Consider the following 15,732-nt stretch of genomic DNA (forward strand, 5'->3'; position numbering starts at 1 on the left):
GGGTGCCCGGCACCGCGTCCGCGCAAGATTCAAACGAATATTTAGCTCATCAGACTTATTAGGCCCCGTAAGCAAACGTATCCAGCAATCGATAACGCAGCCCCTACGACGCCTTGGGACCGTCGCCGCCAACGAGCGTCTCGCGGATCTTGTCGGCAAGGGTTGCCTCATGCTCGGGGCTCTCCTCGGCTTGGGCGTCGGCAATGCCATCGGCCTCAACCAGGCGCGAGTCCGCGAGGAACGTGTCGTCATCAAGCGCGTCGAAGGAGGGCACGGGCGAGCCGTCAGCGTGGTGGTAGGGCGTGCCCTTGAAGAACGCCCCGTCAAAGCTCACGAGCTGTCTGCCCGTCTTGCTCTCGAAGTAGTAGACGAACGCGCCCTTGACGGCCGCCGTGAGCGGCACAGCAAGTGCCATGCCAAGCGCACCGCCAAGGCTCGCGCCCATGGTTATGCCCACGAGGCTCATGGCCGGATGGATCTTAACGGCGCTCTGCATCACGAGCGGGCTCACAAGGTTGTCGACCACGTTTTGCGCCACCACGGCAACCGCCATCGTCCATAGCGCCACGGCAGGCCCAGCGAACAGCGCCGCGAGCGTGGCCGTGAGCGCGGACACCGCGGGCCCCACAACCGGCACAAAGTGCAGCAGCCCCACGATGATGCCCATAAGGCCGGCATAGGGATGGCCGCACAGCGCAAAGCCCGCGAACGCCAGCACGCCGTTGAGCACGCTCGTGATCACGATGCTTCTCATGTAGCCGCCCACCGAGCGGCCGAGAACGGCCACGAGCAGCGCAAGGTCATCGTCGTGGCGCGGCCCTGCGATGACGCCCAGCTCTCGCATGATCGCCGGATAGTCCTTGGCAAACCAGTAGGCCATGACAAGGCCCAGGAAGAACATCACGAAGTCGTTGGCGAGCGCCATGACGTTGGGCACGAGCGCCGTGGACAGCCAGCTCGCGAGCTGGCGCGTAAGCGTAGTACCCACATCTGAGAGCGTGCCCACCAGGCCCTGCACGCTGCGCGAGATCTCTGCCGTCCTCTCGGATCCAAACGCGGCGAACAGCGACTGCACGGCGCCCTGCGCCTGGGCGAGAAGCCCCGGCAGGCGCTCGAGCAGCTGCATGAGCTGGCTCACGAACAGCGGCAGCAGCCACAGCATGAGGCCCACGAACACGGCGATGACCACCACGAGCGCGATGAGCGCGCCAAGCGCTCGCCCCACGCCGTGGCGCTCGAGCCAGTTGGTCATGGAGCTGCAGATGAATCCCACGACGGCGCCCACGAGCACGCACTGCACGGCGGACTCCACCGAGCCCAGCGCAACGAGCGCGATCACGAACGCGAGCGCACATCCCACGAACGCCCAGGCGCGGGCGCCCACGAGACGGGCGGACTCGTAGGCCGCCTTCCTCTCGACGGGTGTCTTGCGGCCGGTCGTCACTTCATGAGCCCCTCGGGGTCAACCTTTTCCTGCAGCTTCTTGAGCGTGCGACGCAGAAGGCGGCTCACCTGCACCTGGGAGATGCCCAGGCGCTTGGCGATCTCTATCTGCGTGAGGCCGTCGTTGAAGCGCATCCGGATGACCTCCTGCTCGCGGGGCGAGAAGTCGCGGATGGTGTCCTCGATGACCATGCGGTCGTCGGCCGAGGTGAGGTCCTCGTCCACGCTCGCGTAGTGGTCGATGACGGCGGGCGTCTCGTCCTCGTCCGAGCCACCGCCCTCGAGCGGCACGGAGGTGTAGGCGCTCGAAGACTCCATGGCCTCGAGCACCTCGTCCACGGAGACCCCGAGCTTGGCGGCGACCTCCTCAGTGGAGGGCGTACGCTGGAGCTCCTTGGTGAGCCCGTCGGTAGCCTGGTTGACCTTGGCGGACAGCTCCTGCAAACGACGCGGCACGCGGACGCTCCAGCCCTTGTCGCGGAAGTGGCGCTTTATCTCGCCCAGGACCGTGGGCGTGGCGTAGGTGGTGAACTCAAGGCCGCGGTCGGGGTCAAAGCGGTCGATGGCCTTGATGAGGCCGATCGTGCCCACCTGGATGAGGTCGTCGAGCGGCTCGCCGCGGTTCTTGAACTTGCTCGCGAGGAAGCGCACGAGGTTGAGGTGGCTCATCACGAGCTCGCCACGCGCGTCCTCGTCGCCCTCCTGCTTGTAGAGGCGGAAGAGCTCGCGCGTGCGGGCCTTGTCCCAGGCGAGCTTGCCCTTGGGCGTGCCCGGGAGGTCTCGCGTGGCGGCCGCCGCGGCACGTCTCGCCTCGGCGCGCTGCTCGGCGGTGAGCTCTGTCGATTCGTTAGGCATCGGCAACGTCCGCACTCTTCGTGAGCCGCAGCGTGCGCGTGGCCTCGTCATAGGAGCACTCGTCGCACACGGCGGAGAGGATGAGCTCGGCATAGGTCGAGGTCTGGTCGTCCTCGGCAAGCTCGGAGGGGCCAAAGGCGTACGAGATGGCCACATTGCCCTCGCCCACCTTGAACTCGATGGCAACCGCGTCCGGCTCGGTGGCGCAGCACCACACGAAGCCCTCCTCGGCCACCATGCGGGCGTCCTCCACGTCCTCCACGGAAAGGCCCGCGAGCACGGCGAGGTTTGCGGCGAGCATACGGACGGGGCGCGCGTACTCGGGATCTGCGGGAACGGTAATGGATACGTTCTGGCTCATCGTGCGCCCCCTACTCGTTCTCGGAGGCGGCGGACTGCTCGACGGCAGCGTCCTCGGGCTTCTGCGCAGCAGCGGGATAGGTGAAGTAACCCGTGTCGCCACAGACCTGCTCGACGTTTACCTGCGCCACCTCGGCGGCAGGAGCGTCCGCGTCCTTGGGGGCCTCGAGGCTTGCCGGGTCATCATGGCCGGAGAGCTTGGATGGCTGCTTGCCCGTGACCCTTCCGGCCACCTTTGCCGCCACGCCTGCCACACCGCTCGCCGCGTGCTCCACGGCACCGGAGACGGCGTCGGTCACGCGGGCGCCCGTACCGGTCACGGTGTTGACGTCCGAGAGGATGCCCTCGACGCGCACGAGGTCCACGTTGATGAGATCCACGGTGGTGGAGGCCTTCTCGAGGATGGGCTCGATCTGCTTCACGGCGGGCTGCAGCTCGTCGATGGCACCATCGAGCTTGGCGATGGCGGGACGCACCTCGCCGATCGTGTCGTTCACGGAGTCTGCGAGCTCCGAGACGCTCTTGCGCGCCTGGCGGATGGTGAGGGCAAGCTCGACCACGGCCCAGATGCCGGCAATGACCAGGACGATGAGGGCAATCGTCATTGGCTCCATCGGGATTCCTCCAACTGTTCGTGGCGCCCGCCGCGTGCAGGCGCGCTTCTTCTGCGAGTCATTCTACCCATCGGTGACGGATGGGGACGGGGTCGAGCCGTCACCGTGACAGATTGGACTCGTCCCCAGGTGTCGCCGCTAGGACTGCGGGCGGTCACGGCGCGTGGAGTCCAGGCGCCAGGCCTCCCAGCCCCGCCCGCTCGGGTGGAAGAACGCCCCGCGCTCCAGGCCGTCGGGCAGGTACTGCTGATCCACCCAGCCCTCGGGGAAGTCATGCGGGTAGAGGTAGGGGCCATAGGCGTCCGAGCCGGGACGATGGCGGTCCCTCAGGTGGTTGGGGACGTCTCGGCGCGGCCCGTGGCGCACCTCGTCCAGCGCGGCGTCGATGCCGGCCTCGGCGGCGTTGCTCTTGGGAGCCAGGCATACGTACAGCGCTGCCTGCGCCAGGTTGATGCGGCACTCCGGATAGCCGATGACCTCGGCTGACTTGAACGCGGCGTGCGCGATGAGCAGCGCCTGCGGGTCCGCGTTGCCCACGTCCTCGCTCGCGTGGATCATGATGCGCCGGGCGATGAACTTGGGGTCCTCGCCCGCGTCGATCATGCGCGCGAGCCAGTAGAGCACGGCGTCTGGGTCGCTGCCGCGCATGGACTTGATGAAAGCCGAGATGATGTCGTAGTGCATGTCGCCGGACTTGTCGTACGGAAGCCCGCGGCGGGGGTTTGCCTCCAGCACGTTCTCGCGCGTGATAGGCAGCGGAGCGTCCGTGCCGTCGCCGAGCGTGGAGCCGTCCGCGAGCGTCACCGAGCCGTCCAGGCCCACCTTGGCACCGGCCGGCAGCGCCATCTGGCTCGCGAGCTCGAGGCTCGTGAGCGCCGAGCGGGCGTCTCCGCCGGCAAGCTGCACGATCTCGTCGCAGGCATCGTCGGCGAGGGCGAACGCGCCGCCCAGGCCGTGCGGCGAGTCGCAGGCACGGCGCACGAGCGTGGCGATGTCGCCATCTCCCAACGGCTGCAGCTCCACGACGCGGCTGCGCGAGATGAGCGCCGAGTTGACCTCGAAGTAGGGATTCTCCGTCGTGGCGCCGATGAGGATGACGATGCGATCCTCCACGGCGTGAAGCAGCGCGTCTTGCTGCGAGCGGCTGAATCGGTGAATCTCGTCCACGAACAGGATCGTGCGCATGCCGCGGGCCATGAGACGGCTCTCTGCGGCGTCAATCTCTCGGCGCAGGTCCTTGACGGTGCCCGTGACGGCCGAGACCTCGGTGAACTCGGCGTGCGTGGTGTTGGCGATGATGCGCGCGAGCGTGGTCTTGCCCGTGCCGGCCGGCCCGTAGAGGATCACGCTCGAGAGCACGTCGTGCTCGATGGCGCGCCGCAGCCAAGAGTCCGGGCCAACGGCCTGCGCCTGGCCCACGTACTCGGGGAGGGTCTGCGGGCGCATGCGCACGGCCAGCGGCGCGTTCATGTTGCGCTTGTAGCGCTCGACTTCTGAAAACAGGTTATCCATGGGAACGATTGTACGACACGCAACGCCACAGGTGCAGCGGTGACAGTTTGGCCCCGTCCACATCTGTCACCGTTATCACCGTAGTCGCCAGGTGACGGTTTGACCCCGTCCCCAAGCGTCAGCGGCTAGCAGAAGTAGCCTCGGCGGCAGAACACGCCGGCGCTCTCGGGGAACAGTGACTCGCACAGCGCCACGAAGTAGTCGTCCGTCATCGAGGAGATGTAGTCCACCACCGTGAGGTCCAGGTCGCCCTCCCAGTCATAGACGCGGCCGTAATGCGCAAGCTGGCGCTCCACGTCCACGATGTGGTGGCGAAACACCGGGCTGCTCTCGTCGCCGGCCTTGAGGTCTGCCAGCATGCGCTCGTAGACGCGCGCAAACAGCTCGGCAAACGCGCCCGACAGCTCGCCCGACAACTCGCTGGCGTTGTAGATCTTCTCGTAGTTCTCACGCTTGGCACGGGCAAGCTCGGCAAACGCGGCCTCGCTCATCTCGATGCGGTTGCGCCCGAAGCTGTGCTGCACCACGTCGCCGATGAACGCGCCGAGCGCCCACGTGTTGTACGCGCTGCCCAGCCCGTCATCGAACGCGTCCTCGCCCACCACGCCCGAGGCGATGGCGTCCTGCCGGTCCTTGCCCACGTAGGCGATGATGTCCGAGATGCGCACCACGCAGCCCTCGAGCGTCATGGGACGCAGGTGGCCGATGGCGCCCTCCCCCGTGGCCCAGCATCCGTCCACGATCTTGTCGAACTCCGAGAAGCTCGCGAGGCCGCTCGTCTCGAACACCTGGCGCTCGCACTCGCCGTTGTGGCAGATCACGCCGTCGAGCGTCTGCAGCGTGAGGTTGCGGCCGTACAGGACGTCGAGCACGCGAACGCTCTGCACGTTGTGGAAGAACCACCGCCCGGTGCGCTCGTGGAAGGCGTCGTTCAAGAACCGCTCGCCGGCGTGGCCAAACGGCGTGTGGCCAATGTCGTGGCCCAGCGCAATGGCCTCGATGAGGTCCAGGTTAAGCCCCAGCGACAGGCCGATGTCTCGCGCCACGCGGCTCACGAGCTGCACGTGCAGGCCACGGCGCGTGATGTCGTCGTTCGCGCGCAGCGAGAAGACCTGCGTCTTGCCCGCGAGGCGGTTGTAGGCCGGCAGATGGATGATCTTCTCGGCGTCACGCACGAAGGCGGGGCGCTCGGCCGTGCCACGATCGCGCTCAACGTCAAGGCGTCGGATGACCGCCGCGTTGGGCGTGGCATGCTCGCTGAGAGCGCCGGAGCGCCGCTGGGCGAGAACGGCCTGGGCCACGTCGGGCGAAAGGCCGCATCCAAGCTCGGGGGCGCAGAGGTTCACGAAGGAAGACATGGCGTCACCTACTCGTCTAGCAGGGAGAACATGGAGATGGTCTGGCCGATTGGCGTGTCGTCCACGGATGGGGCGGCAGGGGCCTTCGCGCCGCGAGCGTGTTCCGCGACGGACTTGGGAGCTGCGGCGTGGGTACCGCCCGCGCCGCGCTTGCCGCCCGCACCGTGACCGTCTGCGGTGCGCTCGCCCGTACCATGGCCGCACGCACCGCAGCGACCATAGCGGCCCGTCTCTGCCAGGCAGCGGCACTCGAGCTTGGGAAGCTCGCCCAGCAAAAACCGTGCGATGACCGCATCGCCGGCGGCCGTGGGGTGGCCGTCCTCGTCGGAGATGAGCCGATCGTCCAGCCAGGGCGTGGCAAGGCTGAGGACCGCCGGCGCGCTCGCCGGCATGCGGCGCCTGCGCACGCGGGCCACGGCCTCGTCGATGAGGGCGGGAACACGCTCGAAGCAGCTGCCCGCAACCGGTTCGCGAGAGCCCACGTGCGGCCTCAGGACCACGAGCGGCACGTTGGGCCACAGCTCGTCAACGCGCTCGAGGTGAGCGGCGATCTCTCGTGCAACAACACGCTCGTTGCAGCGCCCATAGCGATAGTTGGCGCCCAGCGCCACGATCACGAGCACCGGCGCCGCAACGCCGCCGGGCAGCGCGCCCACCGCGCTTTCCTGAAACACCTGCGCCCCCACGCTCTGGTTCACGAGCGAAAGCCCCAGCTCGCGAGCCACGACAGACGGCCAGGCAAGCGCAGGGTCTCCCGTCGTGAAGCCCTGGGCCACGGAGTCTCCCAGCACAAGCAGCGTGCCCGCGGCGCAGTCCCCGACCGGCCGCACAAACGTACCGTTGCCGGCAACGCGCCCCAGCTCACAGCCCCTAAGTGCCGGTAGCCACACACAAACGCGATGGCTCTGACCAAAGCCGGGCAACGCAACCAGGTTGCCACGCGCCTTGAGCTCGCCGAGCTCCAGCGTAATCCCCGCAGCCCACTGCCCGCCGCTGCCCGCGGCACCAACGGCGGCGGCGTACGAGCCCGCAACGGGTCCAAGCTGGACCACGCCGTCGCGATGCCGTCCGTCAACGTCAAACGAGAACCCGTCGTGGGCAGAAGCGGCTTCGCCCACCTGGGGTTTCATGCCCGCAAGCACGTTTCTCGTGGCGCGGGGCTCGCGGTCCGTGCGCACCTCGATGAACACCTCGCTCGCGTCCGTCTCGAACTCAAGGCGCACGCCAGCCGTACAGGCTGCCATCTGGCGATAGATTCCCGGGTACCAGGCAAGGCAGCTCGCAAGTGCCCTGCGCTGCGCGGCAGAGAAGCGCCAGGGACGCACCCAGCCATACGGCAGCTCCTCGAGCTCGATGGCCCCATGCACGAGCTCGCGGGCATAGGCGCAGCACGAGGGCTCGGCAGCGGCACCCGCAGCACCCGGTGCGCCCACGACCGGGCCACCGTCCCTCTCGGTCTCGCCCGTGCCCGCACCCACGCTACTCGCCCTCTCGAACGTCCGCGAACCAGGTCTCAAGGTCATCGAGGCGCAGCACGCCCACGCGGCCGGGACCGGCGCCGCTCGCGGCGGCGCAGTCCACGTCAATGCGGTCTGGCACGCCGCCGGTTGCCGCGCTGGCGCCAAGCTCCACGACCGTACCCTTGCCCTCATCGTTCACGCAGGCAACGTCCTCGTTGGGCGCCAGGACGGAGAGCAGCAGTGAGGGCGTGTGGCCCGCAACCACAATGGGACCGTGGCCATTGGCGTCCACGAGCGTGGTGGGCACCCCCCAGAACTCCGCGCGAATCCACAGCAGGTCATCGCGCTGCTGGGCGGCAAGCATCTGAGCGAGAACGGCAGGGTCCTCAAGGTCCTCCCCCGCGTGTACGCCCGCCCACTCTAGGGCGGCACCGGCGCTGATACCCGCGTGGCACAGCGCAAACGTGTGTCCGCCGGCCGTCGCCGTGGCATACAGGGGCAGGCCGGCAACCCAGCCAAGGAAGTCCGCGTACTCCTTGGCAGACAGACGCTCGAGCTGCTCAGACGTGGCGGCGCCTCCGTTCTGCATCCAGTTCATCCAGTCGGTGAAGGCGTCGTAGTCAAGCCCGGAGATGTCGAACGCGCCGTCCTTGGGGGCACCCGTCCGCGCAACGGCGAGCATCATGAGGTCCTCGTGGTTGCCAAGCAGCACATGGGCGTTGGGCAGCGAGCGCACGAGCGACACAACGCCCAGGGGGTCCGGCCCGCGATCGATGAGGTCGCCAAGGACATAGAGCTCGTCGCCCGCCCCCAGCGAGACCCGCTCGAGCACCTCATCCAACGCCCGCACGTGACCGTGCGCGTCGCTCGTGACGTAGACCGCCATGCCACACCTCCCCTGTAGACGTCGCGGCCGCAGGGCCGCGTTCGTTAGTGTCACATTGTCGCACTAATGGCGGTGTCTGAGCATCCGCGCCCGTTGACGGTGGAGACGTGCCGGGGCGGAGCCAATCTCTATAACACGACCGGTCGCCGGCCAGGCGAGGTCCGGGGCGGCGGGCACGCACCTTGAGCGCGGCGGCCAAGGGCTAGGCTCGTCCTGCCCCGCCGCGCGGACGATGCGCACGAGCTCGTCCATGGTGGCGTCAAAGCGTCCCCTCTTGAGGCGGCACTCCCAAATGACCACGACCGTCCAGCCAGTGTTCGCAAGCTCCTCGCAATCCCGCTGGTCACGGGCGCGGTTTCGCTCGAACTTGGCCGTCCAGAACTCCACGTTCGTCTTTGGTGTGGAGAGGGCACAGTACGGGCAGCGATGCCAGAAGCAGCCGTTGACGAAGATCGCCACCTTGCGGCCTGGATAGCAGATGTCGGGCTTGCCGGGCGCGGCCTTCCAGTGGAGGCGATACCCGGGAAGGCCGGCAGCGCGCAGGGCGGCGCGCACCTTGAGCTCGGGCTTTGTGTTCTTTGACTTGTTCGCCTGCATCACGTGGCGCGTTGCCTCCGAGACCATGCCCCTCCCCTCGCGCGCGTTTCTTAACGCGAGAAAGGATAGCCGATGCGGATGGAGGCGGCCCGGACGCCCTCAAACACTCAAGTAGCGCCTTGTCGACGGCTAAAACAGCTTCCCGCGGGAAGCATCTACTCAAATCACATCGTTCGTCCAACGCAACCCCATCTCGATCGGTGACAGCGCAAGACTAACGATCGGCGACGATCAAAGGCTGAGGATCAGGGTCGATCCACAACCTCTACGATCTGACCCTAGCTTGTCAGATATCGATAGGTGTCCTTATCCACGGCGTGATCGAGCGTGAACGAGATGCGAAGTATGGGAGCCACCTTACCGCTGGAATCCGGCTTTTGCTCCTCGGTGATGTCATCGGCGGAGAACGAGAGCGTGCCCAGATAGTAATGGTCCTGGCCCTCGGAATCGTCCTTCTTAACGAAGAGATGAATCCGCTGCACAGACGCATCAAATGAGCTCAGCTTCTGATAGTCCTTGCTCTTGAGGCTTCTGTTGCTCTGCGAGAACCAGATGAAGCGAGAACGCGACTCAAACTCATCCTCATACTTCACGCTATCCGAGACTTCGTCAGACTTCCGATAGGTAACGAAGATGGGCCAATCGTTTGTCTTGAACGAGTAGCCATTGATAGTCCCGTGCTCGTCATTGTCCCAGCACAACAAGCGGCAGGCATCGGCTCGCGAGTAACGCTTGCCTCGACAAAGTCGCTGGTCTTGGTCATGGCCCACGGAATACTCTGACTTGTACAGGCCAAGCCCATACTCGATTACGTCGTTGAGCTGACGGACGAACTCACGGTCTTCAAGGGCAGCAACAAATCCAGGCGAGCGCCCGATGAAATCGCCATAGAGCGGTTCACAGGCAGGCTTAAGTTTGCTGCGCGTAGAGGCATTGAAGAACTCGAGCGAAAGAATCCGAACGGAACTCCTCGCCTCGCGCTCGTATGTCTCGGCGGCGCAGACGTCCTGACCGCAAACCCTGTCAAAGGCTCGAAGGATCTCAACACATTCTGGGAGCGTAGCGTCTCCCCGCATGAGCTCCCGAAGTACGAGAAGCTCTGCAGCACGCTTTCCATCCGCAAGCTTCTCGGAAACAAATCGCAGGTATATGACCTGTTCCGGCGCGAATCGAATCGTATAGTCCTTCTCGTAACGCTCAAGAAGCGAGTGATAGCAACCAAAGTTGCTGTTCTCAAAGACAAGCCTGGGAGACACCTCGGCTAGCTGGGCAAAGTTGGCAAGCGTCGGGATGTGGCCCATCCTCATGCGCAGGTTACGATAGGCACGGCCAAGAGAAGCAACCGAGTTGAGATTAGCCTTGTTGACGCTTCTCAGCACGCGCTCGCGCGAGATCTCATCAAATTGAATGACCGTGGGTCCCACGATGGTGTTGCCGCCATCGGCGACAAGTCGGCGAAGCTTCTCGCGCTCAAGCGAGCGATCTCCGTACAGAGCCACGGGGATGTTGTAGTTCGACTTGTAGTTGCCCACGAAGTCGATGACCGTCACGAACTCCTTTTGTTCGTCAATGCGCAGGCCGCGTCCGAGCTGCTGCACAAAGACGATCGCGGAATCCGTCGGGCGCGCGAGAATGACCTGGTTCACCGTGGGAATGTCCACGCCCTCATTGAAGATGTCAACGGTAACGATGAACTCAAGCGCATCGTCGCTGTCCTCGTCCCGCTCAAGGCGACTGATGGCGCGCTCGCGCTCCTCATCAGTGGACGCACCCGACAGGCAGAGCGCCTTGCGCCCAAGGGCACAAAGCCGCTCGGCAACCGCTTGGGCCTCGTCGATGCGCGAGCAAAACACGAGGCACTTAAGACGAGGACCCGAGAACCCATACTTGTCGGACTGTTCGGCAATCCTCTCGGCGAGCGCGTTGGGATCAGCGGCTACGTTGTCGCCCGTCTCGTCACCCGTTGTCACGCCAAAATAGTGAAACGGCGTCACGAGATGGTTCCCGATGGCGTCGTTGAGGCGAATCTCAAACGGCACGACATGGTTGAACAGGGCGAATACGTCAACGTTGTCGTTTCGCTCCGGCGTGGCGCTCATGCCGAGCAGAAACTATGGCTTGAAGTATTCAAGGATGCGCTGGTACCCAGCGGCGCCAGCCCTATGCACCTCGTCGACAACGATGTAGTCGAACTCATCGGGCGCGAACTGCGTATAATTGCCCGGTCGAGACAGCGTCTGCACAGTCGAGAACAGAGCCGTGGCATCCGTATCACGGTGCCCACCCGTCAAAAGGCCATATGTGTAGCGACCGCCAAGAACGCGACGGAAGCTCTTGAGTGCAGAGGCCGCAATCCTCTCTCGATGCACCACGAACAGCACACGACGAGGAGCTGGGTCAACTTGACGAACGTCAAGGGCGGCAAGATAGGTCTTGCCCGTACCCGTAGCAGAGATGACGAGCGCACGGGGCTCCTCGTCACGACGGACCTCGCGAAGTGCACGAAGCCCCTGCTTCTGCATGGCATTAGGCTCGATGACATCTTCCGCGGTAGTTTCCGCGGCGTCAACGACCTTTGCCTTGGCTTCCCTTGCCTTCTTAAGCCTGTACTTCTCCGTGTAGGCGGCAAGGAACTCCTCCGTGAGCTCGTACGTCTCCGGGCTGTTCCAGATCTGCTCATAGGTTGCCTTGGCATCCTCGACAAGCGATCCCTGTTCCGTTGAGCAGAGCGCAACGTTCCACTCCATGTTGTTCTTGAGCGCATACTGCGTGAGGTTCGAGCTACCCGTCACGAGGGTCGTGATGCCCTTTCGAATGAAGAAATAGCTCTTGACGTGGAGCCCCGCATGCTCGGAGTTGTAGACGCGCGTCTCTATGTTCTCGTAGTGCATGAGACGCTTGAACGCGCGCGGCTCGCTAAACGTAAGGTAGGTGCCCGTGATGATTCGACCTCGAACGCCACGACGCTCGAGCTCGTCAAACGTCTGAAGAAGTAGCTGGATGCCACTCAGCTTCACGAAGGCGACAACGAACCAGAACTCATCTCCCTCACGAAGCGAACGGAGCTCGTCAAGCAGGCGAGACAATACAGAGACGCCCTCGTTCACGTTGTTGTAGACGAGCTCCGGCTTATATCCGCCACGAGATGGTATGTTCGAGTCCAGAAAGCCGGAGGATAGCGAGACGAGGAGCTCGCCGGTTTGCTCCGCAGCAGCTCCGCTCTTATCGGGAGCATAGTCTTCGATGCTATAAGAGACTCGCCAGGTATCACCGTGTAAGTCCTGGCTATACGCTGCTGCAGGCAAATCGCTCCGTTCGTTTTGGGATGCGCACCCAGGGTACGCCAACAAGACAATAAGTGCACAATGTGAGGTGGCTTTGCCGGATAACCGCCACGATGTCGCGCTAGTAGAATCTCGGTAGCGAGGCCTACGGCGGGAGGAGCGGACGACAAGGACATCAGAAGGCCCCACGATCCTCCGGGAGACAGACCACTGTCGGGCCTGGCCACGATAAGGTCAAGAGCACGCTGCTCAGGACGGTGCAAGACAGCTCAAAAGCGAAATAATGCTGCCGACTTCGACACCAATCGCAAGCTTGTGCGCGCTCGAAGAGAGATTGATCGACGCGACCGACCTGGGCCAGACCTCGATTCACCGGTTTTAGGGATCAATAGGGGCACCTGCTACCACCGCCGAGCTCGCCAGCTCCGCCCTCCGGCTGATCTGCGCGACGCTTCCACCGCACGGCCAGCTGGACGCCCACTTCGACCACGGCCGCCACTATCGATAGCCAAGCCGGCCCTCCGCCTGCGAGCGCCACAGGCTGTTCGGAAGCATGCCACGCAAGAGTCATAGACTCGGCAACGCGAAAACCGAGGGCTTCGCCAGCCTGCTAGAGAACGAGATCTTCTGGAGTGGGGGCTGTCTGGGATGATAGCCGATGCCTCCATCGTTGAGCCCGAAGCCCGAATGGGATGGCACCGCTCAAGGTTGACCAGTATACCGTTGGGCTGGAGGGCAGGGATACCACAAGAAAATACGTCCGCTCGGTCAAGCCGGTCGAGCAACCACCCGCCATAATCTCACTCGCTCATGTCCGCTCAACCCTCCCTACTCCAGCGATGCCGGCGTTCCTTTCGCTTGATTGAGCGCGGATAACTCGTCGTGTCCGAGCTTGAACACGTCGTCATTCCACACACGCACAACGCCCTTCTCGAAAAGGTATTGGAGCGATCGCATGATGCGTGACAGCTCGTACATTTTCGTGTCAAGTACGACCTCTGGCACCCTTGCTATCGCCCGGTCTTCCGTCGAGCCGGCGAGCAACGGCAACTTCCCGTCCTCGATGGCGCGTGTGCAACATTCCTCATAAGGCGTACCCTCCAGCATCGCTGGAATGTTGTCGTAGACGACTTTGTCAATCATGCTAAACGCAACGTAAGGTGCCACTGTCCCATCGAACGGGTTCAGGTAAACGTGGTGATAGAAGTCAACGTCGACGACGCATCCATGGATCGTTCCCGCCCCTCCGATGATGCGCACTTCATGGGCGACATCGGCGAGCGCGTGTCGATACGGTGCGAACGCCCACTCGACGCGTCGCCTGTACTCACCAAGCCGATCGTAATAATACGCAATGTCATGCTGCGGCACGCGCTTCCGCCCTCCCATAAGCCAGCGCGGACCCTTCGGTGTGTCAACGAAGAACATGTAAACACCGTCGCGTTTGAGCACAGTTATCGCAGGTTCCTCGGAGATCGAACTACCTGGTCTAATGGAGATGCCGCGGCCGAAGTTGAAGTCGAGGTACTGCTCACCCGTGACCTCGTAGATTCCGTCACCCCAGTCCTCGAACGGGTCATATGCACACCGGCGCGTGAACGATTTGAAACGCCATGGTCCTGCCATGTAGCCAACCTGGTTGTCCGCGATTATGGCAGCGCCGCCCTTTTCAAGCGAAATCTCGTTTATGTGCGTGTGTCCGCTCAAATACACCCAACCCGGGTTCGGCTGGCCATCGGACCAGCAGCGCATAGGGGTGTGCGTCGCCACGATGACGGGCAGGTCGCCTGCGCACCGTACGAGCTTGTCATGCAGCGCCCGAAAACGCATCGACTGCTCAGCGTCTTGCTCGGGCGTCACGTTGAGCACCATTCTCCCGTGAGGTCCCATAGTGGAACCGTACGCACCGGCCGCCGCCCCACGCACGTGGTCGAGACCTGTGAAGCCCATACCGCCGAGAAGCGAGAACGTCGAGCGCTCTACGCACTTCCGAAGCTCGCCCTCATCCATAGCGAGAATCTTCTCTTCATCGAGACAACGCACCCAACGACCCACATCGTCAACGATGAGCTCATTCTGGAGCACGGCAATCGTGGAGTTGAGTAATCCCAACGGATTCATGAGTGGCCCGAACGGGCTCTCCTCGTGCGGCGCGACCCCTTTTTTGCGAGACTTGTAACTTCCTTTACGCTGTAATTCCGCTGATTCGTGCAAGCGGCGTCGCCGTTCGTATGGATCGAATGCGCGTCTCGCCACCGTCACAGACTCGCCGTCAAACGGCCCGCCTCCCCACAGCTCATGGTTGCCCGACACGGCAAAGACGCGCCAGTCCACGCGCACGGGCGACTCAATCCACGGATTCCGCCCGGAAAAGGGTCGTGCGCCTGCAGAGGTCATCGAACAGACCAGCTCGTCGTAGAACAGCTCCGCGAGGTCAGAATCATCGGCGATGTCGCCCAGTAGGATGATAGCGCCGCCGCTCGAAGTCAGAGACTCGACGAGCTCGTCGGTCTTGGCACGAACGAGGGCCCGCGCCTCGTCAGGGCCCTTCCCGTTGAGGTCGAGTTGATGCTCGATGTGCAGATCGGAGATATAGTAGATAGGTTGCACGCCCGTCTCGTCGGGCCTCGCAAGCTCGTGGACGACTGCGAGGTCGGCGCTCAGCTCACCCCGTTCGACGATTTCGTCCATACGCCGTGCCCCCTCTTCCGATTACGTTTGCAATCCTAGCGCTCGGTCATCTGTCGCAACAGCTCAGCCATGCACACGTTCACGCCTTTCGCCCAATGGCACGGCTTCGCCTTACCCTCGATATCCTGATGGGCACATGCCATGCCCCCCAACAACCTAGGCCGTCTCGGATCTCGGCGTGAACGTTACGAAACTCTTCTCGCGACGTCGTGCAATCGACGCCAGCGCCAACTGAGGCAGCCCGAAAATATTCCAGCCGCGAACGCTCGTACCCTCCACGTCTCAGCGGCGCTCGTCTCGAGGAATCGCATGCATGCCGCTCGCGATCACAACCCAACGACGTCGGGCGTCAGTTCCTCAACGATACCAAGTGTGCGCTCTGTCGACCCCACGCCGTTCGCACTCGAACGCGTGGGCATGACTGCGGCATCGGAATCGGCGAGCGCAATCCTCAGCGGCTCAACGATCGCCCCGGGCGTATTAACAATGACGACTTAGGCCGACTCGTCGTCAGCCTTGCCGCTCGTGCCGTGCGGACCGCCGCCCTGGCCATCGAGATCGACGGATACGAACGGAATTCCCTCTCGCTCGCACCAGTACGTGAGTTTATCGACAATGAACGTCTTGCAGACACCGTTCTCTTTGATCACCACAGACCTACACCTACTCCGA

The 15,732-nt window shown here is 63.8% G+C and carries 13 protein-coding genes; all 13 read right to left on the reverse strand.

Annotated features, from left to right (window positions below):
* Positions 1–103 precede the first annotated feature (103 nt).
* On the reverse strand, positions 104–1,444 hold the full coding sequence (locus Pcatena_RS04780) for an AI-2E family transporter (RefSeq protein ID WP_126422117.1): 1,341 nt from the start codon (positions 1,442–1,444) through the stop codon (positions 104–106).
* Complete coding sequence (locus tag Pcatena_RS04785) at positions 1,441–2,298, reverse strand: SigB/SigF/SigG family RNA polymerase sigma factor (RefSeq protein WP_126422119.1); 858 nt, start codon at positions 2,296–2,298, stop codon at positions 1,441–1,443. The genes Pcatena_RS04780 and Pcatena_RS04785 overlap by 4 nt, the downstream gene beginning before the upstream one ends.
* Entirely contained in the window at positions 2,291–2,659 is a 369-nt protein-coding gene (locus Pcatena_RS04790; RefSeq protein ID WP_126422121.1) for an ATP-binding protein, read from the reverse strand. Before Pcatena_RS04790 ends, Pcatena_RS04785 begins: the two co-directional genes overlap by 8 nt.
* 10 nt (positions 2,660–2,669) lie before the next feature.
* Positions 2,670–3,272, reverse strand: a complete 603-nt coding sequence (locus tag Pcatena_RS04795) for a DUF948 domain-containing protein (RefSeq protein ID WP_126422123.1) — start codon at positions 3,270–3,272, stop codon at positions 2,670–2,672.
* A gap of 138 nt (positions 3,273–3,410) precedes the next feature.
* Entirely contained in the window at positions 3,411–4,784 is a 1,374-nt protein-coding gene (locus tag Pcatena_RS04800) for a replication-associated recombination protein A (RefSeq protein WP_126422125.1), read from the reverse strand.
* 125 nt (positions 4,785–4,909) lie between these two features.
* The gene (locus Pcatena_RS04805) at positions 4,910–6,142 is read right to left on the reverse strand and encodes a deoxyguanosinetriphosphate triphosphohydrolase family protein (protein WP_126422127.1); all 1,233 of its coding nucleotides are present in this window, start codon (positions 6,140–6,142) and stop codon (positions 4,910–4,912) included.
* Between the two features lie 8 nt (positions 6,143–6,150).
* Positions 6,151–7,620 carry an SGNH/GDSL hydrolase family protein gene (locus tag Pcatena_RS04810; protein ID WP_172596377.1) on the reverse strand — a complete coding sequence of 490 codons (1,470 nt, stop codon included), beginning with the start codon at positions 7,618–7,620 and terminating at the stop codon, positions 6,151–6,153.
* A 1-nt stretch (position 7,621) separates the two neighbouring features.
* Positions 7,622–8,488, reverse strand: coding sequence for a metallophosphoesterase (locus Pcatena_RS04815; protein WP_126422131.1), 867 nt, complete (start codon positions 8,486–8,488; stop codon positions 7,622–7,624).
* Between the two features lie 63 nt (positions 8,489–8,551).
* On the reverse strand, positions 8,552–9,112 hold the full coding sequence (locus Pcatena_RS04820) for a very short patch repair endonuclease (protein WP_126422133.1): 561 nt from the start codon (positions 9,110–9,112) through the stop codon (positions 8,552–8,554).
* 251 nt (positions 9,113–9,363) lie between these two features.
* A complete protein-coding gene (locus Pcatena_RS04825) occupies positions 9,364–11,184 on the reverse strand; it encodes a DUF3427 domain-containing protein (protein WP_126422135.1) in 1,821 nt (606 codons plus the stop codon).
* Between the two features lie 12 nt (positions 11,185–11,196).
* Entirely contained in the window at positions 11,197–12,171 is a 975-nt protein-coding gene (locus Pcatena_RS04830) for a DEAD/DEAH box helicase family protein (protein ID WP_126422137.1), read from the reverse strand.
* Between the two features lie 1,026 nt (positions 12,172–13,197).
* Positions 13,198–15,060: a metallophosphoesterase gene (locus tag Pcatena_RS04835; RefSeq protein ID WP_126422139.1), complete on the reverse strand. Its 1,863-nt coding sequence runs from the start codon at positions 15,058–15,060 to the stop codon at positions 13,198–13,200.
* 494 nt (positions 15,061–15,554) lie between these two features.
* A complete protein-coding gene (locus Pcatena_RS08120) occupies positions 15,555–15,713 on the reverse strand; it encodes a hypothetical protein (RefSeq protein ID WP_172596378.1) in 159 nt (52 codons plus the stop codon).
* Between the last annotated feature and the right edge of the window lie 19 nt (positions 15,714–15,732).

It is taken from the genome of Parolsenella catena (assembly GCF_003966955.1).
Classification (GTDB): Bacteria; Actinomycetota; Coriobacteriia; order Coriobacteriales; family Atopobiaceae; genus Parolsenella; species Parolsenella catena.